This is a genomic window from Roseateles aquae, assembly GCF_032337115.1.
Taxonomy (GTDB): Bacteria; Pseudomonadota; Gammaproteobacteria; order Burkholderiales; family Burkholderiaceae_C; genus Roseateles_C; species Roseateles_C aquae.
In genome coordinates this window covers 44,252-69,614 of the sequence record NZ_JAVXZY010000002.1, presented here as the reverse complement: position 1 = coordinate 69,614, position 25,363 = coordinate 44,252, and the positions used below count along the sequence as shown (strand labels likewise).

At 66.3% G+C, this 25,363-nt stretch carries 23 protein-coding genes; 7 read left to right on the top strand and 16 right to left on the bottom strand.

Going from position 1 to position 25,363, the window contains the following annotated elements:
- Positions 1-95: 95 nt before the first annotated feature.
- The 14 genes from RQP53_RS05670 to RQP53_RS05605 form a co-directional block, all read right to left on the bottom strand.
- Positions 96-2,015, bottom strand: a complete 1,920-nt coding sequence (locus RQP53_RS05670; protein WP_315649263.1) for a secretin GspD/PilQ domain-containing protein — start codon at positions 2,013-2,015, stop codon at positions 96-98.
- Complete coding sequence (locus tag RQP53_RS05665) at positions 2,012-2,554, bottom strand: hypothetical protein (protein ID WP_315649262.1); 543 nt, start codon at positions 2,552-2,554, stop codon at positions 2,012-2,014. The genes RQP53_RS05670 and RQP53_RS05665 overlap by 4 nt, the downstream gene beginning before the upstream one ends.
- Complete coding sequence (locus RQP53_RS05660; protein ID WP_315649261.1) at positions 2,551-3,204, bottom strand: hypothetical protein; 654 nt, start codon at positions 3,202-3,204, stop codon at positions 2,551-2,553. The genes RQP53_RS05665 and RQP53_RS05660 overlap by 4 nt, the downstream gene beginning before the upstream one ends.
- Entirely contained in the window at positions 3,201-3,926 is a 726-nt protein-coding gene (locus RQP53_RS05655; protein ID WP_315649260.1) for a hypothetical protein, read from the bottom strand. The genes RQP53_RS05660 and RQP53_RS05655 overlap by 4 nt, the downstream gene beginning before the upstream one ends.
- Positions 3,927-3,928: 2 nt before the next feature.
- Positions 3,929-4,948, bottom strand: coding sequence for a hypothetical protein (locus RQP53_RS05650; protein WP_315649259.1), 1,020 nt, complete (start codon positions 4,946-4,948; stop codon positions 3,929-3,931).
- Complete coding sequence (locus RQP53_RS05645) at positions 4,948-8,322, bottom strand: LamG-like jellyroll fold domain-containing protein (RefSeq protein ID WP_315649258.1); 3,375 nt, start codon at positions 8,320-8,322, stop codon at positions 4,948-4,950. The genes RQP53_RS05650 and RQP53_RS05645 overlap by 1 nt, the downstream gene beginning before the upstream one ends.
- Positions 8,319-8,777 carry a pilus assembly PilX family protein gene (locus RQP53_RS05640; protein ID WP_315649257.1) on the bottom strand — a complete coding sequence of 153 codons (459 nt, stop codon included), beginning with the start codon at positions 8,775-8,777 and terminating at the stop codon, positions 8,319-8,321. The genes RQP53_RS05645 and RQP53_RS05640 overlap by 4 nt, the downstream gene beginning before the upstream one ends.
- The gene (locus tag RQP53_RS05635; RefSeq protein ID WP_315649256.1) at positions 8,774-9,631 is read right to left on the bottom strand and encodes a PulJ/GspJ family protein; all 858 of its coding nucleotides are present in this window, start codon (positions 9,629-9,631) and stop codon (positions 8,774-8,776) included. The genes RQP53_RS05640 and RQP53_RS05635 overlap by 4 nt, the downstream gene beginning before the upstream one ends.
- 2 nt (positions 9,632-9,633) lie before the next feature.
- On the bottom strand, positions 9,634-10,236 hold the full coding sequence (locus RQP53_RS05630; protein ID WP_315649255.1) for a type IV pilus modification PilV family protein: 603 nt from the start codon (positions 10,234-10,236) through the stop codon (positions 9,634-9,636).
- A 48-nt stretch (positions 10,237-10,284) separates the two neighbouring features.
- Entirely contained in the window at positions 10,285-10,770 is a 486-nt protein-coding gene (locus tag RQP53_RS05625; protein WP_315649254.1) for a pilus assembly FimT family protein, read from the bottom strand.
- Complete coding sequence (locus tag RQP53_RS05620; protein WP_315649253.1) at positions 10,730-11,101, bottom strand: pilin; 372 nt, start codon at positions 11,099-11,101, stop codon at positions 10,730-10,732. Before RQP53_RS05620 ends, RQP53_RS05625 begins: the two co-directional genes overlap by 41 nt.
- 156 nt (positions 11,102-11,257) lie before the next feature.
- A complete protein-coding gene (locus RQP53_RS05615; protein ID WP_315649252.1) occupies positions 11,258-12,496 on the bottom strand; it encodes a type II secretion system F family protein in 1,239 nt (412 codons plus the stop codon).
- Between the two features lie 5 nt (positions 12,497-12,501).
- Positions 12,502-14,226 (bottom strand): GspE/PulE family protein, encoded by a 1,725-nt coding sequence (locus tag RQP53_RS05610; RefSeq protein WP_315649251.1) that lies wholly within the window; start codon positions 14,224-14,226, stop codon positions 12,502-12,504.
- Between the two features lie 4 nt (positions 14,227-14,230).
- Complete coding sequence (locus tag RQP53_RS05605) at positions 14,231-16,753, bottom strand: GspE/PulE family protein (protein WP_315649250.1); 2,523 nt, start codon at positions 16,751-16,753, stop codon at positions 14,231-14,233.
- Between the two features lie 230 nt (positions 16,754-16,983).
- Here RQP53_RS05605 and RQP53_RS05600 point away from each other — a divergent pair, with 230 nt between their 5' ends.
- Genes RQP53_RS05600 through pcp form a run of 3 tightly spaced genes read left to right on the top strand, consistent with a single transcriptional unit; the run spans position 16,984 to position 21,951 of the window.
- Positions 16,984-17,589 carry a winged helix DNA-binding protein gene (locus RQP53_RS05600; RefSeq protein WP_434064059.1) on the top strand — a complete coding sequence of 202 codons (606 nt, stop codon included), beginning with the start codon at positions 16,984-16,986 and terminating at the stop codon, positions 17,587-17,589.
- The gene (locus tag RQP53_RS05595; protein WP_315649249.1) at positions 17,589-21,302 is read left to right on the top strand and encodes a hydantoinase B/oxoprolinase family protein; all 3,714 of its coding nucleotides are present in this window, start codon (positions 17,589-17,591) and stop codon (positions 21,300-21,302) included. The genes RQP53_RS05600 and RQP53_RS05595 overlap by 1 nt, the downstream gene beginning before the upstream one ends.
- A 1-nt stretch (position 21,303) precedes the next feature.
- Positions 21,304-21,951 carry a pyroglutamyl-peptidase I gene (gene pcp, locus RQP53_RS05590; protein WP_315649248.1) on the top strand — a complete coding sequence of 216 codons (648 nt, stop codon included), beginning with the start codon at positions 21,304-21,306 and terminating at the stop codon, positions 21,949-21,951.
- On the opposite strand, the gene RQP53_RS05585 is transcribed toward pcp, so the two are convergent.
- Together RQP53_RS05585 and RQP53_RS05580 are read right to left on the bottom strand one after the other, a co-directional pair.
- Positions 21,944-22,162 carry an anti-sigma factor family protein gene (locus tag RQP53_RS05585; protein WP_315649247.1) on the bottom strand — a complete coding sequence of 73 codons (219 nt, stop codon included), beginning with the start codon at positions 22,160-22,162 and terminating at the stop codon, positions 21,944-21,946. The two genes, pcp and RQP53_RS05585, sit on opposite strands and share 8 nt — an antisense overlap.
- 24 nt (positions 22,163-22,186) lie before the next feature.
- Entirely contained in the window at positions 22,187-22,747 is a 561-nt protein-coding gene (locus RQP53_RS05580) for a sigma-70 family RNA polymerase sigma factor (protein ID WP_315649246.1), read from the bottom strand.
- Positions 22,748-22,886: 139 nt separating this feature from the next.
- Between RQP53_RS05580 and RQP53_RS05575 the strand changes: the two genes are divergently transcribed.
- Genes RQP53_RS05575 through RQP53_RS05560 form a run of 4 tightly spaced genes read left to right on the top strand, consistent with a single transcriptional unit; the run spans position 22,887 to position 25,352 of the window.
- Positions 22,887-23,165: a BufA1 family periplasmic bufferin-type metallophore gene (locus tag RQP53_RS05575; RefSeq protein WP_315649245.1), complete on the top strand. Its 279-nt coding sequence runs from the start codon at positions 22,887-22,889 to the stop codon at positions 23,163-23,165.
- A gap of 36 nt (positions 23,166-23,201) precedes the next feature.
- On the top strand, positions 23,202-24,074 hold the full coding sequence (locus RQP53_RS05570; RefSeq protein WP_315649244.1) for an MbnB/TglH/ChrH family RiPP precursor modification enzyme: 873 nt from the start codon (positions 23,202-23,204) through the stop codon (positions 24,072-24,074).
- Entirely contained in the window at positions 24,067-24,846 is a 780-nt protein-coding gene (locus tag RQP53_RS05565; protein WP_315649243.1) for an HvfC/BufC family peptide modification chaperone, read from the top strand. The genes RQP53_RS05570 and RQP53_RS05565 overlap by 8 nt, the downstream gene beginning before the upstream one ends.
- A gap of 5 nt (positions 24,847-24,851) precedes the next feature.
- Positions 24,852-25,352 carry a DoxX family protein gene (locus RQP53_RS05560; protein ID WP_315649242.1) on the top strand — a complete coding sequence of 167 codons (501 nt, stop codon included), beginning with the start codon at positions 24,852-24,854 and terminating at the stop codon, positions 25,350-25,352.
- Positions 25,353-25,363: the final 11 nt, after the last annotated feature.

Genomic DNA, 25,363 nt, shown 5'->3' with positions numbered 1-25,363 from the left:
GCCGCTCCCCCTTGCTGCTTGGTGAAGGGCTGACTATCCCGCAAGCGCTCGGGCGAGGCAATAGTGGCCGTCTCGGGGCAAGCCCTGACCCCGCGTCAGCGCGTACTCGGTGTAGAGGAGGGCGTGGAGGGGGGGGACGGCGGCGGATTGACGGTGATGACGCGGCGCGGGCTGCTGTCGCTGCCGGTGTCGGCGGCACCCAGCTGCGGGTTGAGCTGATCCCAATCGTCGCTGCCGTGGATGATGGTCGGCTTGATGAGCACGACCAGTTCACGCTTGCGTCCGCTGTTGGCACGGTTGCCGAACAGCGTGGCGGTGATCGGGTTCTGCTCGGCGCCGGGCAGGCCGGAGCCGCGCCGGGACGACTCCAGCTGCATCAGCCCACCGATGGCGGCAATCGCGCCATCGGGAATGCGTACCACGGTGTCGGTTTCGTTGACGCTGCTGGACGCCAGTGGCAAGCGGTAATTGCCGATGGTGCCCAAATCGACCTGCTTGATCTTTTCTGTCACCGTGGTGACAGAGGGGTGGATGTGCAGGGTGACCATGCCGGCGTCGTCGATCTGCGGTGTCACGTCCAGCGCAATGCCGGAGAAGAAAGGGGTCAGCGTCAGCGTCGGCATGCTGATGCCGACATTGTTGTTGGTGCTGGTGCCGGTGTTGGTATTGCCGCCGGTGATGCCGGTGACGAAGTAGTCGTCGGTGCCCACCTTCAGCACGGCCTTCTGGTTGTTCAGGGTGGCGACGCGCGGGCTGGACAGAATCTGCAGATCGCCATGGCTTTGCAGAAAGCTCAAGAGGCCCTGGAAGCCGCCCTTGCTGAGCGCCAGGCCAAAGGCGCCGCCGCCGGCCGAGGGCAGTGGAATCAGATCGGGCCAGGCGGGTGCCTGCGTGCCGGTGGACAGCACCGGCAGCTGCAGGCTGTTGCTGACCAGCGGATTCAGCACCGTGTTGACGCCGCTGGGAATGGAGGGGTTGACGCTGGTCTGCCCGATGCTGCCGTTCTTGCCCAGCACCGACCAATCGACCCCGCTCTGGAAGCCTTCGCGCAGTTCAACCTCGACGATCTTGGCCTCCAGCATCACCTGGCGCTCGACGGCCAGGCGCGTGGCGCGCAGGAAGGCTTCGACATGGCGCAGCTCCTGTGGCATTGCCCGAACGGCAATCGTGCCGGCCTGCGGGCTGACGATGACGCTGCGGCCTGGCTCGCTGCCGACCAGATTGCGCAGCGCCTGGGCGGTATCGGCCCAGAAGTCGCTCCTCGTCAGCGTGGACACCTGGCTGCTTTCCGGCTGGGTCAGGGCGCCGTTGCTGCCATTGCCGGTGTTGTTGCCGGCGCCATTGGCGGCGGTGCTGGTGCCAGTGCTGCCCGAGCCGGTGCCACCGCTGTTGGCGGCCACCAGGGCCGCGCCGGAGCTGACCCGCAGCTCGCTGCGGCCCAGACGCTGACCCTGCAGGTAATTGACGCTGAACACGCGGGTCTGCATGGTCGGTGGGTAGACGCTGATGCGGCGGCCGTCGATGCGGAAGTCAAAGCCATAGACATCGCGGATGGATTCCAGTGCCTCGCGCAGCGTCACACCCTTCAAGGTGACCGACAGCTGGCCGCTGACATCGGGATGGACCAGCATGCTGTAGCGGGTGTCGGTGACCAGGGAGAGAAAGACGTCGCGGATCTGCGCGCCGTTGACGATCAGGTCGAAGCGCGGCTCGGCCGGCGCGGCAGGCGGGGGCGCGGCCGGCGTCGCCGCTTGCGGGCTGGCTGGCTGGGCCTGTTGCAGGCTGCGTTCCTGGGCCAGCCGTGCCGCTTGCTGCTGCCGATGAGCCTCCAGCTCGGCGCGCAGATTGTCGGCTGGCTGAGCCAGGCGCAGCGGTGCCTCGGCACAGCCGCTCAGGACGAAGGCCAGGGCCAGGGCGATGGGCATCAGCGGCAGCGCTGCGCTGCGGCAACGGCGAGCCAATGCGTGCGGGCCGGCGGCGGCACCGCGGCCAAGGCGGTGGAGGCTGTGCGTCATGGCTGTTCCTTGGAGACGGACTTGTTGTTCTTACGCTTGGTGGCCTTGCCGGCCGGCGCTGAGGCGGCGGCGTCGCTCTCGGGGCTCGGTCGCAGCTCGACGCCGGCGAACAGAGGCTCGCGCCGGGTCACTCCTGCTTCACGCAGCCAGACGGCCTGCTGGTCGATGCGCACGATGCGTGCCTCGCCCAGCTTGTCGCCGATGCCGAGCCGGCGGCTGCCCTGCATCACATAGGCCTTGCCGTCGCTGAACAGCAGCAGGCGTGGCGCGATGGCCTCGGCCTCGGCTGCGCTGGCAGGGCCTGCGGCGGCCAGGGCCTCGGCGGCGGCAGCGGCGCGCAGGGCCGGTGGCCACTGCATGGGATCGCGGCCGCCGGAGGCAGCGACGGCGCTGGCGGCAGCTGGTGCCGTCGGCAGCTTGGCCGGCGCTGCGGGCGCTGGCTGTGCCGGTGCTGCGGCGTTCGCCTGCAGGCAATAGATCAAGCTTAGAAGCAGGCTCGCTGCCAGCTGCCGCCGCTTCGAACTGCGTGCACGGTTCATGGGGCTGCCCTCAGCACAAAGAGTTGCAGCTGCAACTGGGTGGCGTGGCCGCTGGCGCCGGCCTGCAAGCGCATCTCGCCCCAATGCAGCTCGGGCCAGGCCTGCTCGAGATCGCGCAGATAGGCTTGCAACTCGCTGTAGTCACCGGCGAGCTGAAGTTCCAGGCCCTGCCATTGCAAGCCCTTGAGGCTGATGCCGCGGGCGTAGACCGGGGCATCGTTGATGCTGTCGAGCTTCTCCAGCGTCAGGCCTTCGTGGCGCTTCAGCAGGGAAGCCAGCAGACTGCTCAAGGGCGCCGTGCCTTGGGGCGCGCCCAGATTCATGTCCTGCGCCTGAGCGATGAGGCGTTGGCGCGCGGCAGTGATGCGCCGGCGCAGCAGCGAGACCTGGCCGTCGCCCAGGCTTTGCCGCGAGGCGCTGCTGAACTGCTCGCGCAGCTGTTGCATTTGTTGGGCCAGCTGCTGCTGGGCCACGGTCTGGGCCTCGCGTTCGGCGCGCAGCGGTGTGATCAGCAGGCGGTCGAGCAAGGCCATGGCCAGCAGGCTCAGCGAGACGAACAGGAAGACGCGCTCGCGCAGACTCAGCGCATCGATCCGCTGCGCCAGGTTGAGCAGCTGCTGGCGCCAGCGTGCGAGGGTGCTGTTGCTCATCGTGCGCCCCCTGTGCTGGCTTGCGAGGCGGCGCCGGTCGGAGGCAGTGCCTGTGCCGACCCCAGCAGCACTTCAAAGGCCCAGCTGTTCGGCCCCTTGGCCGGTAGGCCCGCCAGGCTACCGCTGCTGCCAGCGGTGCTGCTGCCGGGGCTGCTGTTGAGCGGGGGCAAAACGCGGCCGCCAGTTTTTTCAAGCCGTACCTGCTGAATCTGCAAGCCCTGCAGCGGCGCCAGGCTGCCCAGGCCGACGACCCAGGCACGCAGCGGCAATGGATCGAGCGTGCCGCCTTGCATCGCCAAATGGCCGGGCTGCCAGCGCAGCTCGCTCAGCCAGACCGGCTCGGGCACGCTGCGTGCCAGCAAGCCCAGCAGGTCAGAATAACGGTGGCCGGGCTTGAGCAGGCCGCCGCGCAAGGCTTGCAGCTGCTGCGCCAGCTCGTTGTTCTGCTGCTCCAGCTGGGCCAATTGCTGCTCCAGCAACTTGGGGTCGCCGGATTGCGGCAAGCGCGCCAGGGCCTCGATCAGCATGCGCCGCTCCTGCTCGGTTTGCGCCTGTACCGCTGCATGGCTGCGTCGCGCCAGATCGGCCTGACGACCCAGCCACAGCGAAATGGCGAGCATGCCAAGCAGCAGCAGGGCGCCCGCCTGCAGCATCGCCAGGGCCGAGAAATGCCGGCGCGGTGCCGCCAGGATGGGCGTCAACAAATTGATCTGCTGCGCCATGTCTAGAGCTCCTTGCCGCTGTCGCGGAGGCTGGCGCCCAGCAGGGGCAGGCAGGCGGCGAGTTCAAGCTGCTGCTGGGCATCGCCGGCTTGCAGGCCGCTGAAGATTTCGCCCAGCTGCAAAGCGCTGCTGCGCAGGCCGAGTTCGCGTTGCAGCAGTGCGGCCAGCGGCTCGGCATGCTCGGCGGCGACCACGTAGAGCCGCGCGAGCGGCAGGTCCGGCGTCGAGCGTTCCCAGACATCGATCGAGCGCTGCAGCTCGATCACCAGCGCAGATTCTTCGCCGCCGCTCGAGTAGTCAACGATGCCATTGGCATCGGTCGGTGGCGCTTCGAAGCTGAGTCCGGCCTCCAGGCTGGCGGCCGGCTTGTCGCTCTGGATGGCCCGTGCAAGCAGTCGCGCATCGCTGTCCAGTCGCCGGGTGTAGTACAGCTCGCCTTCGGCGCAGATGCACAGCAGGCAGGGCTCGCCATCGCGCCACAGCAAGGCGGCACAGGCACGTTCGCCCAGGCCGTCGTGCTTGGCCTGAGCGCTTTGGAGGTTGCGCAGCGCGGTCTCCCAGATGTCGGCGATGTCAAGGCCTAGCTGCAAGGCGCCGGCTCGCTCGTTCAACTGGCGCAAAGCGCTGTTTTGCGCCGCAATGACGAACATCTGCGGCTGGCCGCGATGCACATCGATGCCCACATGCAGCACATCGAGTGTCAGCTCTTCGAGCTTGTGCTCGACCATTTCCTTGATCTGCCAGCGGGCAGCGGCCTTCATTTCCGCGGCCGGCACTTTGGGGCTATCGACCTTGAGGATCTGGTAGTCGGGCGGCTCAAGCAGGGCCTGCACCTCGCCAGCCTGCAAGCCGAGCGCCTTGATGCGGCGATTGAAGTCGTCCTCGCTATCGCCTCCCCGCCATATGGCCCCCCAGCTGCGCAGGGCGGCGCCGGGCTCGCCGAGCACATAGGCGAAGAGCTCGGGCGTCATTCGCAGCGACAGCCTCAGGCTGTTGGCTCGTGTCTGCCAAGGCCAGCGCATCAATAGTTCTCCCTTTGATAGACCACCGCGTCACTGCCGCGGTAGAGGCCGAAGCTGGCCCGCGCGGCAGGGTCGCGATCCAGGCTGTTGCCACACCAATTGGTCTGCAGATAGTCGCGGCCGGCGCCGCTGCTGGCGGCCTTGGCCGGTGTCCAGGGCTTCAGGCAGCTGTTGTCGGCCGCATTGGCGCCCAGGCTGATGGCGACGTCGTAGCTGCCGGCGTGACCGCTGGCCGGCTTGGCCAGCACCAGGGCACCGACACCGCTGCTGAGGGTCAGCGAGCTGCCCTGCATCGCGGCATCGGCGCTATCCAGGGTCTTGCGGAAATTGCCGAAGCTCAATTGGCTGGCGCTGATGCTGGTGCAGCTGTCCAAAGTGTTGGTGACAAAGTTGCTACCGTCGAAGTGCTGAGCCTGCACGGGCAGGGCGAGCGTTCTTGTCTGCGAGCCTATGGCATTTTGCAAACGAAGGCGACCGAAACGCAGCTCGACTGTGGCGATCTGGCTGCTGTCGGCGCCATTGGCCGGCGAGTCGGTGTCCAGATCGGGCTGGAAGATGCCGGCCTCGCCATCGCTGACGGCCACGCCGACCGCGACAGTGGCAAACGGGCCATCAGGCGCCGCTGCGCGCAGCAGGGCTGCTGTCAGGCCGATGCCGGTGGCCTGGCCATTGCTCCAGCCACTGGCCACATCGATCTTGCTGGCCAGGCGCACGCGGTTGTTGGCCGCCTTGAACATCGTGCTGCCCTGGATGCCGGCCACCGTGTAGCTGGAGACGCTGTTGAGATCAAGCTTGGCATAGCTGCCGCTGTAGTTGCTGGTGACGTTGCCTTGCAGATTGACCGCGCTCAGATCGAAGTTCAGGCGCAGGTTCTCGCCAAGGTAGGTGAAACTCGATGGACTGGGACAGGCGGCGTTGACGCGCTGGGTGATGCTCTTGTTGGCCGTCTTGAAGCCGGCCGGCACAAAGCGGCCGACGCGGGCGTTTTGCTGGCCGCTGGCATTGAGAACGAGCAGCCCCAGGTTCTGCCCGCTGCCTAAGAAATTGCTCGCCACGCCGGCCGTGTTGAAGGCAAAGCTGCCGACTTCGCTGTACTGCAGCTGGCTGAGGCTGGCGCTGCCGCTGCTGAAAGCGTTGGCGGCAACGCTGCCGTTGGACAGGCTGCCCAGCGTGCCCGGGAAGGGCAGCTGAGTGCCGGCCAGCGGCGCCAGCGTGACGGCGCTGGCAAAGCCGGGCGCCAGGCCGCCGGCCTTCAGCGCCGCTGCGCTGGCGGTGCTGTCCGGCGTGCCGGTGTTGGTGGGATCGGCGCCATTGCTGGTCATGGCTGCCGTCCAGCGGTAGGCGCCCAGCGTGGCCGAGAAACTGGCGCCAGCTGGCGCAAAGACGGCGCTGCTCGCCGTCGAGCCGCCGGCATTGCCGACGCCGTTGTAGCTCAGCGCATCGAGGATCAGCGCGAATGGGCGCACGGTCAGCACATTGCTGCTGCCATTGATGATGGTGCTGGCGGTGCTCAGGCTGTCGTCACGTGCATTGAGTGAGTAGCGGCCGATGTCGCTGCTGCCCAGATTGAAGCTGGCAACGCCGGCAGTGAAGTTCAGCGTCAGGTTGTTGCCAACCGGCGCAGCGCTTGGGATGTTCAGGGCCGGGGAGACCACGGTGGGCGCGGTCCAGGAACTGCCGTTGTCGCTGCGCCAGAACTTCAGCGCATGGCTGCCGGCATAGTCAGTGGCGACGCCGCAGGTGCCGCTCACCGGATCCTTGCGCATATAGCTCAGCGTGTAGTCGTGCGGCCGGCCGGCGACGGCGACATCATTGCTGCTGATCTTGTTGTTCAGGTCCTCGGCGAAAACAAAGGCGTTGTCGCTGAAGCTGATGCTGGCCGAGGTGCTGCTCGAGCCGCTGATCAGCGGATCAACGACGGTGACGGTCAGCGTTTGTGCCAGCCCATGGTCAAGCCGCAGCTTGACGCTGCCGCTGTCTCCCGCCGCATAGCTGTAGCTGGCCGCACCGCTGTTGGCGACGGCCTGGCTCAGCGTGCCCGCGGGCGCCGGCCCGCTGCCAGCACTCCAGTTGCCCTTGCCGCTGGATGTGCTCAGATTGATGCTGCCGGTATAGCTGGTGACCGTGGCGCCGCCGCTGTCGACCGCGGTGATAGTCAGTGTTTGTGGCGTGCAGGTCGAGGCGCTGCCGGTACCACTGATGACGAATCTCGAGGGGCCCGCCGGGCACAGATTGGCTCGGCTGCTGCCGTCGTAATTCTTGCCGCCGGCCTGATTGCTGTAGATGCTGCTGATGGTGCCGGCACTGAGCGCGCCGCTGAACACCATGAACTCGTCGATCTCGGCATTGAGGCCCTCGTGGGTGCCGGCATCAATGTCGTAAGAGGCGCCGATATAAGCCAGCGTGCCAATGGTGCGGGCATTGACGGCGTCCTTCTGCGCGCCGTCGACATACAACTCCGTGCTGTTCGGGGTGGCGACCAGCACGATATGGTGCCAGCCGCTGGAAAGCACATTGAACTTGTAGCTGCCCGGCACGGTGCTGCCGCCATTGGTGTAGACGCCCCAGCGAAAGCTGTCTGAGGCATCCATGTACATCAGATCGCCGCCGCCGCTCATCGCGCCCAGCACGTGGTAGCGGCTGCCACCGGTTGAGAGTGGAAACTTGACCCAGACGCTGACGCTCCAGTCACTGTTCATCGTCGTGCCACCGCTGACGCTGAAATAGCGTCGCCCATCGACAGCGCGCAGATCGGCATGGCGATTGACGATGGCGGGTGTGGCTGCTGTGTTGGCTGCACCTTGGACCGCGGTGGCATGGGCGCCGCCGGTGCTGGCCTTGACCTCACCGGCGGCGCCGCTGTAGTTGCTGCATTCGTCGAAGCGGTACTCGGCTTTCAGTTGCACGGCGGTGCCGATGTTGATGGTCACGCTTTGCGAGGTGAAGCTGATGTATTCGGTGAAGGTGATGGTGGTGCTGCCGGTGCTGGTCGCGGTGTAGCTGAAGTCGATGGCCGCCGATTTGATGCCGGTATTGCCAGGCACGTAGACGGAATAGGTCTGACCACCGGAGTTGTAGACGTTGTTGCAGTCCCAGTCGGTGCTCTGCATCGCGCAGCCGCTGTAGCTGAGCCGGGCCGGCGCGTCATCACCGAACTGCAGGGCGCCGCCCTGGCAATGCTGGTAGGTGACCAGGATGGTGATGGTGACCGTGCTGCCGACCGTCGGTGAGGCCGGCGAGGTGGCCAGGCCATCGATGCTCATCGTGCAGGCCTGTGCCACACCCTGGCCCAAACACAGCAGCAGGGCCAGCAAGAGCATGCGCCAGCGGTGCAGCAGCAGCGGCACGCTCAATGAGCGAGGCAGTCGCGTCATCGCTGCAAGGTCCTTGCCAGCTGGCGTTCGACGTAGCTCGGCTGCGGCGGCGACGCGCCGGGACAGCTGCCCGCGTTGGGTGCATTGCAGGCGGTGGCCAACAGTTGATAGAAGGCCAGTTGCGTGCTGCCGTCACTGACGGTGCCGGAGCCCGGGGTGCGGCTGCAGCTGACGGTGACCGTCATCCCGGGCGGCCCGGGCTGTGCCGGCGTACCGAAGGCAATCGAGGTGGTGGCAAAGCAGGGCGGCTGCGCGACGGCGTTACGCAGGATCTGAAAGCTGCCGAATTCCAGCCCCGCCAGCGCGGCCTGGTAGGCGCGGGCCTGTTCCAGCTCGCTGGCGGCGCCCAGATGCTGGCGCATGCTCAGCTGGGCCAGCGTCGCACCCAAGGCAGTCAGCACGACCAGGATGAACAGAGCCGACATCATCGTGAAGCCCTGCGCTGCTTGCTTCATGGCAGGTTGTCCACATGAACGGCGCGGTAGAGACTCACCGTCTCCGTGCCGCTGCCCGGGCCTTCGACCTTGGCAGTCAAACTCAGGCTCAGGCTGACCAGGGCGGCTCGCGCCGCGACGATGGCGTTTTCATAGCTGAAATTGCAGGCGCTGACACCACGGGCCAGCAAGGCGCTGCTGCCGCCGCTCGGTGGGTCCGGCTGGACAGCGACAAAGCCATAGCCGCTGTAGCGGGTCAGCGTTCCAGCTGTGCGATCGCAACGGTAGGTAATCGGCTGCTCGACTGCATAGACGCGAAACGGCGGCGCCAGCAGAGTGGCCGGCAAGGCGGCCAGCGAGCTGATCGTGATCGTGCTGGCCGAGCCAGCGCCATTGGTGGCCATGCGGCGGTTGGAGCTCGCCTGGGTGACGGCGCTGCTGTTGTCCGCATAGGCATTGGCATCTGGAACCGAAGGGCCGAGGTTGTAGAACACCAGCTGCTGACTGGCGGCCAGCGTCAGCGGCAGCCCGACCAGATCAAAGCTGGTGTCCAAGGTGCCGAAGTCCAGCTTGCCAGCACCTTCGCTGGCATAGCGGGCCGCGCCGGTGCTGGGAATCAGTTCCAGCGTGCTGCTGCTTGCCGTGCTGGTGACGCGCACACTGTTGGGGAGCGAGATGGCCAGCTCGCGCGCCATGCGGCGCAGGCTGAGGTCGGCCTGGTTCACCAGCTGCACGCGCTGATTGGTGTTCAGATAGATCTGCACCGGCGTGACGATGAATTGCGCCACGATGACCATCAGCACGCCGGTCAGCACGATGACCAGCACCGCTTCGATCAGGGTGAAGCCACTCAGCTGACGCCGGGAGCTGGGCATTCTCATAGTGCGGCGTTCGGTGAATGGCGGGCCCGCAGGCCCTGCAGGCTCACGGAGGTGGATTGCGGCCCGGTCACCGTCACCGTGATCAGCAGCGCATCGCCGCTGCCCTGGCTGATGCTGCCCAGCGCGCTGGCGCTGACGCTGACGCTGGCGCTGTAGCCGGACAGACCGGCAATCGCCGTGTTGCTGAGGTCGCGTATGCCGGTCATCGCGAAGCCGTGGTAGTCGTTGACGTTGTCGAACTGCGGCGTCGCGTAACGATTCTCACCGGCCTCAGGGCCGATGCCGGCCTCGGACAGGCTGGCGCAGCCGGCGCTGCTGGTGGCGGACCCCACATTGGCGTCATCAGGATCGCAAAAGGTGAAGGGCATCAGCTCCACTTCCTCGAGCAGCGACTCGGCGATGGCCAAGGCCTGGCGCTGAATCTGCGGATCGGCGCTGGCCGTGCCGGCCTGTACAAACACGCGCAGCACCGCGGCCAGCGCAATGCTGACGATCACAATGAAGATCAACAGCTCGATCAGCGACAGCCCCCGGGCAGGCTGGCGCCGGCCGCTGGGCCTCATCGCTGCTGTGTAGGGGCGTGCAAAGTGCCGGGACATGGGGACTCCTGCCCCAGATGCTAGGCCGGCATGCGGCGTGGGAATGCCTCAAGGAAGCGGGTAAACGAGGCCCGATTCGTTTTCGATCCGGTAGGCCTGGCTGTAGCTGCCGTAGGCCACCGTCATCGTGATCGAGGCGCCGCCCGCCACGAGGCTGCGGCCCTGGTTGCCGCTGTTGAACACCACGCTGCGGCTGCCGCCTTCGGCAATGCAGGGGCTGGCTTCGCTGGGGCAATCCAGCTGCGCGAGGCTGGTGCCACCGCTGTAGGCGATGCTGATGCCACTGGCGGTGATGGTGGCGGTGATGGGGCGGCGCTGGGCCAGGGCCAGCCGCTGCATCGCCTGCAGCTGGCTGACGGCATCGTCGCCGAAGGCACGCAGTCGCCACATCGCGGTATCTATCAGCCGGGGCAGGGCAAACACCGCCAGCGCGGCGACCAGCAGCATCACGATGACCAGCTCGATCAGCGTGAAGCCGCCTTCGCCTCGATGTTCAGAGGATGCCGGTGGCGGTGAACTTGGCCGTCTTGCCATTGGCGGTCAGCACGCAGTTGACTTCGGTATTGCCTGCCGCGACGGCCAGTGAGGTAATGACGTAGCCGGTTGGCAGCACACCGCCCTGCAGCGAGTTGGCGACATCGGTGCAGTTGGTCACCGCATTGCCGTTCGCGGCGTTTGCCTTGCGGCTGGCGTAGTTGATCGCCGACGCCGAACTCAGCGAGCCGGCAATGCCATTGACGGCGGCCTGCTTGGCATCGTCATCGACGGCGACGAACTTGGGCAAGGCCACGGCGGCCAGCACGCCCAGGATGACGATGACCATCACCAACTCGATCAGAGTGAAACCACTTTGCTCACGCTTCATAAACTGCCTCGCATTGGATGCCGAAGGCTGCAAAGGCTTGTTGCACAGGCAATTCGACGACCGCCATGGTCGCGCCCGAGCCCTGTTGCGGCATCTGTTCAGCGTATCGGCAAGTGGGGCCGAAACTGAAGGGCCAAATTCACGCTTGGCTGGACTTCAGCCAGCGCCGCGCCCCATGGCGGCCTGGCCAAGATCCCACAGCGGCAGGAAAACGCCCAAGGCCAGCACCAAAACCAGGCAACCGATGATCAGCAAGAGGATGGGTTCGATCGCTGCAGACAGGCCCTTGATTGCGTAATCGGTCTCGCGCTCGTACATATCGGCGATCTCGCTCATCAGGTTGTCGAGCTCGCCGGTCTCCTCACCCACGGCAATCATCTGCAGCACGATGGGCGTGAACACGCCCGCCGCAGCGGCACATCGAGAAATGCTTTCGCCGCGCTCGACGCCGGCACGCATTTGTTCGATGCGGCCGGCGATGAAGGCGTTGTCCACTGTTTGGGCAACAACGACCATCGCCTGGCTGATGGGCACACCGCTGCGTGAAGCCAGCGAAAAGCTGCGCGCAAATCGGGCCAGCGTGGCCTTCAGCACGATGGGGCCGGCAATCGGCAGGCGCAGCTTCAGGCGGTCCCAGCGGTAGCGGCCACTCGGCGTAGCAAGCGCACTGCGCCAGGCAAAGGCGGCGATGACGGTACCGACCACCAGTGCCGGCCACCAGCGCACGGTCCAGGCCGAGAATCCAAGCAGGATGCGCGTCATCAGCGGCAGGTCGGCATGAAAATGCTCGAAGACCGCGGCGAACTTGGGCAGCACGAAGAGATTGATGATGATCAGTGCGATGGCCATCGCCACGACGACCATGATGGGGTAGCGCAGTGCCTGCTTGATGCGGGCACGGATATCGAGCTCGAACTCCAGATGCTCGCCCAGGCGCTGAAACACCTCGGTCAAGCGGCCGGTCATTTCGCCGACCCGCACCATGGCGACGTAAAAGGTGCCAAACACCTTCGGGTGGCGCCCCATGGCGGTGGCCAGTTCACGGCCTTGATCCAGGCTCATGCGCAGGTCCTGCAGCAGTGCGATCAGGGCGCTGTGCTCGGTCGATGCCTGCAGGCCGGCCAGCGAGCGCAGGATCGGCACGCCGGACTTCTGCAAGGTGTAGAGCTGGCGGGTCAGCGTCAGGCAGTCCTCATCATTGACCGGCCGCGCACGCAAGGCCGCCCACCAATCGGTCTGCGGGCTGGCAACGCTGTTGCCGGCCGGGCTGATGCCGATAGGGATGACGCCACCGGCCATCAACTGGGCGGCCACGGCATCGGCATGCTCGGCATCCAGCGTGCCGCTGAGCAGTTCGCCACGGTTGTTGCGGCCGCGCCAGTTGAAGGCCTGCATCGCCGTCAGCCATCCATGTCGATGCTGATGCGCATGGCCTCGGCGAGTGAGGTCTTGCGCTGGCGCACCAACTCCAGGCTGCGGTCAGCCAGTGTCTTGCCATGCAGGCTGTGGCGCGCCGCGCTCATGAAGCCGGCGGCGTCACTGCGCTGGATGGCCAGCGTCATCGCCGCATCCATTTCCAGCATCTCGTAGATGGCCCGCCGGCCGCGATAGCCAGTACCGCCGCAGGCCGAACAGCCATGGCCCTTGACGGTGCTGATGCTGGCGGCATCGGCGCCAGCGACGGCGCGCAGCCAGGCCGCTTCCTGTGCCGTTGGCACATGCGGCTCGGCACAGGCCTCGCAGACGGCTCTGAGCAGTCTTTGCGCAAACACCGCCTGCAGCGAGGTGGCCACCAGAAAGGGCGGGGCGCCCATATCGAGCAGGCGAAACGGCGTGCTCAGCGCATCGCGGGTGTGCAGCGTGGAGAGCACCATATGGCCGGTCAGCGCGGCGCGCAGACCGACCTCGACGGTCTCGGTGTCGCGCATTTCGCCGACCAGTATCACGTCGGGGTCCTGGCGCAGCGTGGCGCGCAACACGCGGGCAAAGTCCAGCTCGATCTTGTCGTTCACCTGCACCTGAGTCAGGCCGGGCAGGCGGTACTCGACCGGATCTTCAACGGTGATGATCTTGTGCTGTTCGGCATCGATTTCGGCGAGCGCGGCATACAGCGTGGTCGTCTTGCCCGAGCCGGTCGGGCCGGTGACCAGCACCATGCCACTGTGCTGCGAAAGGATTTCGCGAAAGCGGGCCAGCATGTCAGCGGGCATGCCGATCTGATCGAGCCGGCGCATCGCATTGCCCTGGCCAAGCAGGCGCATGACCACCGATTCGCCATACTGGCCGGGCAGGGTGGAGAGGCGCACATCGATGGTCTTGTCGCGCAGACGCAGCGAGAAGCGGCCGTCCTGCGGCAGGCGCTTTTCGGCGATGTCCAGGCCGGCCATCAGCTTCAGCCGTTGCGACAGCGCGGCGGCGATGCGCTTGTCGGCCTGGGTCTGGGTCTGCAGCACGCCATCGATGCGGGTGCGTATCAGCAGCTCGGTCTCCTGAGGCTCGATATGCAGATCGGAGGCGCCGGCCTGAACCGCATCCTCGAACACCGATTGCAAGAGGCGCACCACTGGCGCACCTTCCTGGCCGACGCTGGCCTGCAATGCACCAAAGTCGACCGCATCGCCAATGTCTTTTTCCAGCGCCCGCGCCAGGCCGCTGATTTCCTCGCTGCGGCGGTAGTGGCGGTCGTAGGCGGGCGCGAGCTGGCTCTCGGCCACCACGGCCATGGCAATGCGGCGCTTGAGCAGGCGGGTCAGCTCGTCGTAGGCGAACAGGTCCAGCGGGTCGGCCATGGCGACCAAGAGGGTCTCGCCACGTTCCTCCAGCACCAGGGCGCGGAAGCGCCGCGCCGGGGTTTCGGGCAGCAGGCGCACCAGCTCGGTCTTCAGCGCAAAGGTCTTCAGATTGACGAAGGGCACGCGCAGCTGCCGGGCCAGCACATGGGCCAGTGCTTCTTCGGTGATCAGCCCGGCATCGATCAAGAGCCGGCCCAGCTTCTTGCCACTGGTGCGCTGCAGTTCCAGCGCCTGACCCAGCTGCTCCTCGGAGATCAGCTGCTGCTGCACCAGCACATCGCCGAGGCGCAGTTTTTGGGGCCGGCTGCTGTCGTTGGGGCTGCTGCTGTCCATGGTGTCAGGCGTTGCTGGTGGCGCGTACTTCGCCGAGGGTGCTGACGCCTTGCAGCACCTTGACGATGCCGTCCTGGCGCAGCGTGCGCATGCCCTCGGCGAGGGCCGCGTGCTGCAACTCCTCGGCCCGGGCGCCGGTCTGTATCAGGCGGCGGATCTGTTTGCTGACCATCATCAGCTCGTGCAGGCCGGCACGGCCCTTGAAGCCGCTGCGGTCGCACTGCGGGCAGCCCTTGGAGTGATAACGCTTCAGCTGCCCGCCTTCGCCATAGAGGCTGATCCATTCGTTCAACAGCACCGGACGCGGTGGGCGCAGATCGACCGGGAAGACGTGCAGATAGTCGTCCAGCAGCTCCTGCAGCTCGGCGTCGGGCAGGGGCTCGGCGGTGCGGCAGGCCGGGCAGAGCCGGCGCACCAGGCGCTGGGCCAGCACGGCGAGCAGCGAATCGGCGAAGTTGAACGGGTCGGTGCCCATGTCCAGCAAGCGTGTCACCGTCTCCGGCGCGCTGTTGGTGTGCAGCGTGGAGAGCACCAGATGGCCGGTCAGCGAGGCTTCGACGGCAATCTCGGCGGTCTCCTCATCACGGATTTCGCCCACCATGATGACGTCCGGGTCGGCGCGCAAGAAGGCGCGCAAGGCCTTGGCAAACGTCCACTCGATCTTGGGGTTGACCTGCACCTGGCGCAGGCCCTGCTGGGTGATTTCAACCGGGTCTTCGGCCGTCCAGATCTTGCGCTCTGGCGTGTTGATCTGCGAGAGCACCGAGTGCAGCGTCGTGGTCTTGCCCGAGCCGGTCGGACCCACGCACAGCACCATGCCGTAGGGGCGCTGCACGGCCTCCTTCAGCTGCGTGTAGTTGTAGGGCGAGAGGCCCAGCTTCTCCATCGCGATCGGCCGCGCCGAGGACAGCAGGCGCATCACGACATCTTCGAGATTGTTGTTGGTCGGGATGGTGGCGACGCGCAGTTCCAGCTTGTGCTGCGGTGAGAAGCGGGCGAAGTTGATCTTGCCGTCCTGCGGCTTGCGGCGCTCGGAGATGTCGAGGTCGCACATGATCTTGATGCGCGCGATCATGGCGCTGCGATAGGTGTGCGGCAGCTCCAAATAGGGCTGCAGCACGCCGTCCTTGCGAAAGCGGATCTTCAGCTTCTCGCGGCCCGGGTGGGTCTCGATGTGGATGTCGGACACGCCCTGGTTGCTGGCGTCGATGATCATGGTGTTGATCATGCGCACCAGCGAGTTGTCGGACTGCTCGATCTGCGATTCGTCCTCGCGCGCACCGGCACGTTCCTGGCCTTCGCGCTCCAGCGTTTCAATCAGCTTGTCGGCGTTGTCCAGCTCGAAGTCGGCCTGGAAGGCCGGCAGCGAGAGATCGCGAGGGTTCAAGGCCTCGGCGCCAAAACGGTCGTAGGCGCCGGGCAGGGCGAACTGCAAGGTGCCGACCTTGGCCAGCGTCGGCACCACCTTCAGCTGCGCGATGAACTCGACCTCGTCCAGCGCATCGCGCCGGGTCGGGTCTTCCATCGCCACAATCAGCCGGCCATCGCGCAGCACCAGCGGCAGCACTTCCAGGCGCTTGGCGACCGAGAAGGGCAGCTTGCGAACGGCATCGGGCTCGACCGGAAAATGGTCAACGTCGACCAGCGGGTAGCCCATCTTGCGCGCCAGCGCCGACTGTAGCTGCTGCCGCGTCACCACGCCCTTGCGCACCAGCAGCTCGCCCAGCGGCACCGAGCGGTCGTCGCGCTGCTGGGCCAGCGCTTCCTCCAGCTGGGTCGGTGTGATCAGGTCCAGCGCCAGCAGCGCCTCGCCGATGCGCACCATGGGCATGCGCGCCTGCTGCTCAATGGCCTGCAGCAACTGTTCCGGGCTGACCACCTGTTTGGACACCAGGATGTCGCCGACGCGGCGATGGCGCAGGTCCTGCTGTTCGCGCAGCGCGGCATCCACCTGTTCTGCGGTCGCCGCCTGCTCCTTCACCAAAAGATCGCCGATCCGCTCGCCAAGCTCGAAGCTGCCCAGCACCTCCTTGGGAATGAAGACGCAGCGCACCGCGTCGTCGTGCTCATTCAGCGGCGGGAACAGGAACAGCCCGTTGTCGTCTTGCAGATGGCCGATGGTGATGCCCTTGAGCTCGCCACCCCCCTTGAAGCTGAGCTTGAACTCGCTGCGCGGCCTGTGGTCCAGCGTCAAGGCTGCGTCGGCGGCGCTCGGGTCGCGCGGCGCGGCTGGGATAGGGCGCAGCAGCTTGAGCGCACGAAATTGGGCGAACTTCAGCGGGATGGCATTGCGCGCTGGGGGCACCGCCACTTGGGCAATGCGTTGCTGCGGCAGCAGCATGATCAGGTGGCCGATCGAGCGGCTGTTGTTCATGCCGAGGATTTCGCAGGCCTCGGGGCCGGATTGCGGCGCCGGTTGCGGGTAGGCGGTGAAGGGGGGGGTGGGCCAGACAAAGGGCGCATCGCCGGCCGGGGCGGCAGCCTGCCTGCCGTGGGGCCATTCAAGCGGTGCGGACAATTCAGCCATCAAGCATCTCCGTGGGGCGCAGGTCGGGACAGTGACCCGTACTGTCGGATGCTAGCGCTGCGCCGCCGGGCTGGCTGTCTGATATGGGCGATAGGCACGGCCCAGATCAAGGCTTTGGTCCCTGAACTTCAAGTGATACGGTGATTGCGGGGAAGCCCTGAGTGCTTGCCGAGGCACTGAACGTACACTGAAACGCTGATAATTTATCAACAAATACTCAAGGTAAAGCGATGACTGACAGCGCTAGCAAGGCCCAGGAGTCCGCCGAAACGAAGGTGAATGCGGGCGGTGACGTATTCGCTGGCGGCGTTTTGGCCACCGACGCCATGCCTGGGGGCGCTCCGCGCGGCATCGTGTCGTCCTCGCATCTGGTGTCGGCGCGCAGCCCGGAACTGAGCGAATTCGAGTTCGGCCTGATCGTGGCCTGGAACGCGTTTTCGCGCTGGGTGGTCCGTTGCATGGCCGCGGCCGGCCGGGCCGACTTGGCGGTGACCGATGTGCTGATCCTGCACCATCTATTCCACCGGGCGCGCAACAAGAAGCTGGCCGATATCTGCTTTGTGCTCAATTACGAAGACACCCATGTGGTGGCCTATGCGCTTAAAAAACTGGTGGCGGCCGGACTGGTAGCGGCCGACAAGCAGGGCAAGGAGGTGCTCTACAGCCCCACGCCGGAAGGCGAGGCGCTGGTGCTGAGCTACCGCGATGCACGCGAGACCTGCCTCTTGTCCAGCATGGATGCTGAACTCAATCCCGGCATGGGCGAGGCCGCCAGGCTCTTGCGCACCATGTCGGGCATGTATGACCAGGCGGCCCGGGCGGCCAGTTCGTTTTGATGACTGAGTGCACCTTGACGCAAGACCTGACCCCGGCGCCGGGCGCCGCCAGCGTGGGCAAACTGCAGAAATGGCAGGTCTGGATAGACCGCGGCGGCACCTTTACCGATCTGGTTGGCCTGTCGCCCGAAGGTGAACTGCAGACGCTGAAGCTGCTGTCCGAGAACCCCGGCCAGTATGAAGACGCGGCCATCGAGGGCATCAGACGTCTGCTCGGCCTGCGGCCCGACGAAGGCATCAGCGCCAAGCGCCTGGCCGCCGTCAAGATGGGCACGACGGTGGCGACCAATGCGCTGCTGGAGCGTCGCGGCGAGCCGCTGGTGCTGGTGACCACACGCGGCTATCGCGACGCGCTGCGCATTGCCTACCAGGCCCGGCCGGAACTGTTTGCCCGCCAGATCCAGTTGCCTGAGCTGCTGTATCAATGTGTGATCGAGGCCGAGGAGCGGGTCACGGCGTCCGGTGAGGTCTTGCAGGCCCTCGATCTCAAGGATTTGCGTGCCCAGCTGCTTGAGGCCCGCGAGGCAGGCTTGAACAGCTGCGCCATCGTCTTCATGCATGGCTACCGCTACCAGGCGCACGAGAAGGCGGCAGCGCGGCTGGCACGCGAACTGGGCTTTGCGCAGGTCTCGGTCTCGCACGAGGTCAGCCCGCTGATGAAGCTGGTATCGCGCGGCGATACCACCGTCGTCGACGCCTATCTCTCGCCGATCTTGCGCCGCTATGTCGACCGCGTCGCCGCGCAGATGCCCGGCGTGCCGCTGTACTTCATGCAATCCAGCGGCGGCCTGACCGAGGCCGGGCGCTTCCAGGGCAAGGACGCCATCCTCTCCGGCCCGGCCGGTGGCATCGTTGGCATGGCACGCACCGCGCAGGCGGCCGGCCACGAGCGGGTGATCGGCTTCGACATGGGCGGCACCTCGACCGATGTGTCTCACTTTGCCGGCGAATTCGAGCGTGCCTTCGACACCCAGGTGGCCGGCGTGCGCATGCGCGCGCCGATGATGAGCATTCACACGGTGGCCGCCGGCGGCGGTTCGATCATTCGCTTCGATGGCACGCGGCTGCGCGTCGGCCCGCAAAGCGCCGGCGCCTATCCCGGCCCGGCCAGCTATGGCCACGGCGGACCGTTGACGACGACCGACGCCAATCTGATGCTGGGCAAGCTGCAGCCCGATGAGTTTCCGCAGGTGTTTGGCGCCGACGGGCGCCAGCCGCTGGACCTGGCGACGGTGCAGCGCGGCTTCGCTGCGATGGCCGCGGAGATCGCCGAGGCGACCGGGCAGTCGATGAGCGCCGAGCAGGTCGCCGCGGGTGCCTTGCAGATCGCCGTGGCCAGCATGGCCAATGCAATCAAGCGGATCTCGGTGGCGCGCGGCTACGACGTGACCCGCTACACGCTGCAATGCTTTGGCGGCGCTGGCGCCCAGCATGCCTGCCTGGTTGCCGATGCGCTGGGCATGGCGCAGATCTACATCCACCCCCTGGCCGGCGTGTTGAGCGCCTATGGCATGGGCCTGGCCGACCAGAGCGCCATGCGTGAGGCGGCGCTGGAGCAGCCGCTCAACGCCGCCGGCCTGGCCGAAGCGCGGCGTGTGCTGGCCGGTTTGGGTGACGAGGCCTTGAACGAGTTGCGTGGCCAGGGCGAGGGCCAGCCGGTGCTGCAGCAAAGCCTGTTGCTGCGCTACCAGGGCACCGACACGGCCTTGGCGATTGCGATGTCCGAACCCGGCCTGGACGACACGGCGTTGCTACAGCGCTTGCAAGCAGATTTCGAGGCCGCCTACCGGCGCCGCTTTGCGCTGCTGATGCCGGGCTGCGGCCTGGTCATCGAGGCCGCCAGCGTCGAGGCGGTGCTGGCTGGCGAAGCGCTTCAGCGCGACCGTCCGTTGGCCGCGGCAGTCGATGCCGCCGCCGTGCTGCCGCCTATTCGGCTCTATGGCGAAAATGAACAGGGCGAGGCGGGCTGGCAGCAGGCCAGCCTCTACCGCTATGAAGCACTGGCCGCTGGGGCAGTGGTTGTGGGCCCGGCCTTGATCGCCGCCCGCAATACCAGCACCGTGGTCGAAGCCGGCTGGACGGCTCGGCTGGATGCTGAAGGGGCACTGACCCTGCATCGCCACCGGCCACGCCAGCGCCGCCAGGCCCTGGGTACCGCGGTGGATCCGGTGATGCTGGAGGTGTTCAACAAGCTGTTCATGAACATCGCCGAGCAGATGGGCTTGCGGCTGCAGAACACGGCCTATTCGGTCAACATCAAGGAGCGGCTGGACTTCTCCTGCGCCTTGTTCGATGCCGAGGGCCAGCTGATCGCCAATGCGCCACATATGCCGGTGCATCTGGGCTCGATGAGCGAGTCGATTCGCACCGTCATGCAGCGCAACCCGGCCATGCAGCCGGGCCAGGTCTTTCTGCTCAACGACCCTTACCACGGCGGCACCCACCTGCCCGATGTGACGGTGGTGACGCCGGTGTTTCTTGAGGGATCGGCGCGGCCAGACTTCTATGTGGCCTCGCGCGGCCACCATGCCGATATCGGCGGCATCACGCCCGGCTCGATGCCGCCGTTCTCGCGCCGCATCGAGGAGGAGGGTGTGCTGTTCGACAACTTCCTGCTCGCCAGCGAGGGGCGGCTGAACGAAGCGGCGCTGCGCGCGCAGCTGCTGTCCGGCCCGTGGCCGGCGCGCAATGTCGAGCAGAACATTGCCGATCTGCGCGCCCAGATCGCCGCCAATGAGAAGGGCCAGCAGGAGCTGCGGGCCATGGTGGCGCAGTACGGCGCGGCCACGGTGGCAGCCTATATGCGCCATGTGCAGGACAACGCCGAGGCCTCGGTGCGACGCGTCATCGGCGCTTTGCAGAACGGCAGCTACACGCTGGCGCTCGACAACGGCGCGCAGATCCAGGTGGCGATCAGCGTCGATCAGCAGCAGCGCAGCGCCCGCATCGATTTCAGCGGCACCAGCGCGCAGCTGGACAACAACTTCAATGCGCCGAAGTCGGTGACCATGGCCGCGGTGCTCTATGTGTTCCGCACCCTGGTTGACGACGATATTCCGCTCAACGCTGGCTGCCTGAAGCCGCTGGAGGTGATCGTGCCCGAGGGCAGCATGCTGAATCCGCATGCGCCGGCGGCGGTGGTGGCTGGCAATGTCGAGACCTCCAGCTGCGTGACCAATGCGCTGTACGGCGCACTGGGGGTGATGGCGGCCAGCCAGTGCACGATGAACAACTTCACCTTTGGCGACCAAGAGCTGCAGTACTACGAGACGATCTCGGGCGGCTCGGGCGCGGGGCCAGGTTTTGACGGCTGCGATGTCGTGCAGACCCATATGACCAACTCGCGGCTGACCGACCCCGAGGTGCTGGAGTTCCGCTTTCCGGTGCTGCTGGAAGCCTATGTGATTCGGCCTGCCAGCGGCGGCCAGGGGCGCTGGCGCGGGGGCAATGGCGGGCTTCGGCGCATCCGTTTTTTGCGTGCCATGAGCGCTTCGCTGCTGTCCAATGGGCGCAGCCGCGGTGCCTTCGGCCTGGCCGGCGGCCAGCCAGGCGCGCCGGGCGAGAGCTGGATCGAGCGCGCCGATGGGCGGATCGAGCCGCTGGGGCATATTGCCTCGGTCGAGATGGGGGTGGGCGATGTCTTCGTCATCGCGACGCCCGGTGGTGGTGCTTATGGCAGTGCCGGGCAGTCGGCCGCCGATCAAGGATTTTGAGATGCGGCCTGCACAGATTCTGCTTACCGGCTTCGAGCCCTTTGGTGGCGAGAGCCTGAACCCGTCCTGGGAGGTGGCGCAGTCGCTGCACGGCTTGAAGATCGGTGGGGCCAGCGTGGTGGCCGCCCAGCTGCCCTGCGTGTTCGGCCAGGCGCTGACGCTGCTCGATGAGCTGCTGCAGCGTCATCAGCCGGTGCTGGTGCTGGCGCTGGGGCTGGCCGGTGGGCGCTGTGATCTGTCGCTGGAGCGGGTCGCCATCAATGTGGACGACGCCCGCATCGCCGACAACCGGGGCGCCTGCCCGGTCGACGAGCCGGTCTGTGCCGATGGCCCGGCGGCCTACTTCAGCACCCTGCCGATCAAGGCCATGGTGGCCGCACTGCGTGTAGCCGGCTTCCCAGCCTCGGTGTCGCAAACGGCCGGCACCTTTGTCTGCAACCACGTGTTCTACGGGCTGCAACATGCGCTGCGCGACCGCCCGGTGCGCAGCGGCTTCATGCACATTCCCTATCTGCCCGAGCAGGCGGCGCTGCATCCAGGACAACCCTGCATGCCACTGCAGACCATGGTGGACGGCGTCAAGCTGGCGCTGGAAGTCGCCTGGCGCACCGAGGTCGATCTGCGCCAGAGCGGCGGCGCGATCAGCTGAGGTCCTGCTCCCTGTCGACGGCTTGTTCGGAGTAGCGCCGCCACCGTTGGCTGGCGCGGCGCATCAGCGCCACCTGGCTGACAAAGCGCGGGCAGGCCTTGCAGGCCAGCAGATGCAGGCGCACGGCGAGTTTTTCCGGCCAGGGCAGGGCGCTGTCCTCGGCTTGCAGCACGAGGTGGGTGACTTGCTTGCAGGTTCGTCGCAGCAGCATGGGGAATCTTTTCAAGGGGCAGCCTCAGCTGGCCGTTTGGGTGCCGGAAAACCAATTGAGCTGCAGGCATTCACGCAGCCGCAGCCGGGCGCGATGAAGCATGACCCAGAGATTGGTCGGGCTGATCTGCAATTCCTTACATATCTCCTCGGTGTCCAGCTCCAGCCATTCGCGCATCATGAACAGCCGGCCCTGCTGGCCGGGCAGATGCTCGACGCAGGCTTCCAGCACCCGCATGAAATCGAGCTGGCGCAGGGCGGCTTCGGGGTCGCCCCAGTCCTGCAGGCCTTCGCGCCAGTGGCCGGTTTCGTCGAAGAGCTCTTCTTCGAAGTCTTGTTCGTCCTCGCGCGTGGTCGACATTTCCCGGCAGTTGCGGCGGATCTGATCGATCAGCTTGTGCTTGAGGATGCCGATCAGCCAGGTCTTCAGCTGCGATTGGCCGGCAAAGGACTGCGGCTTCTCGATCGCCGCCAGCAGCGTCTCCGACACCGCATCCTCGGCCCAGGCGCTGTTGCGCAGCTGCAGCTGGGCATATTTCAGCAGCTGCGGGCGCAGGGCATCCAGGCTGGCAGAAATGTCGTACATGCAGCGGGTCGAAAAAATTTGATGCGCGCAGTGTAAGGACTTCGGGGGCTCTTGCGACCGAAGGCGGCGGGCACGATGATTCGCAGGCCCAGAACCCCTTCACCTGAACCTCAACCCCCATCCTTTCAAGGAGCTCTCCATGTCCACCAGCAAGATCGTTACCTCTGCCCTGTTCGCCGCCCTCAGCCTGGGTGCCATCGACCAGGCCATGGCGCAAGACAAGGGCGCCAAGGAAAAGTGCTACGGCATTGCCAAGGCCGGTGCCAATGACTGCGCCAATCTGACTGGCACCCACTCCTGTGCCGGCCAGGCCAGCGCCGACAAGGACGTCGCCGACTGGCGCTATGTGCCCAAGGGCAGCTGCAAGGCCGAAGGCGGCCTGAGCTCGGAAGAAGCTCGCGCCAAGCTGAAGAAGTAAGCCCTCCAAGCAACACCGTCGTAAGGAAGATCCAGCATGAGCGCAATGGCAGGCAAGGTCGGCATCGGCTGGCGACAGCCGCACTACGCCGAACTGATGCAGCAGCGGCCCATGCTGGGCTTTCTGGAGGTGCATTCGGAGAATTTCTTCGCCGCCGGTGGCGCCAGCCGCCAGGTGCTGCGCCAGGCGCGGGAGCACTATGCGCTCAGCCTGCATGGTGTGGGCCTGTCGCTGGGATCGGCAGCTGGACTGGATGCCTGGCATCTCGATCAGCTGGCAGCTTTGGTCAGCGATGTCGATCCGGTGCGGGTCTCTGATCACGCCAGCTTTGCCCGGGCCGCGTTGCCTGGTGCGAACGTGATCCATGGCAACGACTTGCTGCCCATCGCCTTCAACGAGGCCAGCCTCGCCATCATGCTGCGCCATGTGCAGCAGGTGCAGGAGCGCCTGCGGCGGCCTTTGCTGGTTGAGAACCTCAGCGCCTATATCGGCTGGCAGGGCGATACGCTGGCCGAACCCGAGTTCTTCAACGAGCTGACACGGCGCAGCGGTTGCAGCTTGCTGCTGGATGTCAACAACCTGGTCGTCAATGCACTCAACGAGGGCGATGACGAGCAGACAGCCGTGCAACGCTGCAGCGCTTGGATGCGGGCGGTACGGCCCGGCAGCGTCGGCGAGATTCATCTGGCCGGCTATGCGCAGCTGGACGATATCGTCATCGACGATCACGGCAGCCGCGTTCACCCGCCGGTCTGGCAGGTTTACCGGGCGGCCTTGCAGCGCTTCGGCGCTGTTCCGAGCCTGATTGAATGGGACACCGATGTGCCGGCTCTCTCGGTCTTGCTGGACGAGGCGGACAAGGCGGCGCAGCTGATGGATGCATTGCAAGCGGAGCCGGCCCATGTCTGAGCTCGAGCTGCAGCGGCAGGCCGGTCTGGTGCAGGCGCTGCTGAATCGCGAGGCCGAGCCGGCCTTGATCGGGCAGCTGCGTGCCTTGCCCGGCATTGCTGCCACCGATGGCCGCCTTCGTGGCCTCACAGCCTACCGACTCAATGCAGCGGCTGTGGCCGAGCGCAGCCTGGCCGCGGTGTTTGTGCAGCTGCGCCGGCAGTTCAGCGATGAAGACTTTGCCGCCATGGCCTGGGCCTTCTGGCGTTGGCGGCCGCCGGTGCGCGGCGACCTGGCCTGCTGGGGTCAGGACTTGCCCGAGTTTCTGGCTGCGCAGCCGGACGTGCCTGCAGGCTGGCCAGGTGTGGCGGCGCTTGAATGGGCCTTGCATCAGGCCGAGCGTGCCACCGATGCCAGCCTGGACGCGGCCAGTCTGCAGCTGCTGCAGCAGCATGGCGCCGATCAGCTGGGCCTGCGCATGCGCCCTGGCTTGCAAGTGTTGCAGCTTGACGAGCAGGCGCTGGCGCTGGTCGATGAAGGTGGTGAACAGCCGCCTGCCTCTGAGTCTTACGGCGTGCTGGTCTGGCGCTGCCAGTGGCGAGGCCGCTGGCGCCGGCTCGATGCAGCCGAGCAGCAATGCTATGCAGCGCTGCTGGCCGGTGCCTCGCTGCAACAGGCCTTGGACCACGCACTGGCGCTGGACGCCGATTTTGATTTCACCGCATGGTTCCAGCAGGCTTTGCTGGACGAGTGCCTCGCGGGTGCCACGCTGCTGGCCGAGCCCAAAGGATAGACACGATGAATACGACGAGTACGAGCCCCTGGTGGCGCCAGGTGCTGGCTGCCGCATGCGATCCCGGTGTGGAAACCGCGAAGCCCCGGCCGCGTTGGCTGGCGCTGCCGCTGCGTGAAGCGCAATCGCTGGCGCAACTGCTGGCGCGGCTTTATGTGGCCCAGGTCTTCTTCATGAGCGGGCTGACCAAGCTGCGCGACTGGTCGATCACGCTGGCCCTGTTCGAAGATGAATACCACGTGCCCCTGCTGCCGCCCGAGCTGGCGGCCTATATGGGCACCGGCGGCGAGTTGCTGCTGCCCGTGCTGCTGGTGCTGGGCCTGGGCGGCCGCTTTGCGGCGGCTGGCCTGAGCGTGATGAATGTGGTGGCGGTGCTCAGCCTGGCTGAGGTAGCGCCGGCCGCCTTGATCGGCCATCAGCTCTGGGGCAGCCTCTTGATTGGCTTGCTGCTGTGGGGGCCGGGGCGTTGGTCGGTGGATGCGTTGCTGGCGGCGCGACGTCGTTGAACTGCCGCGCC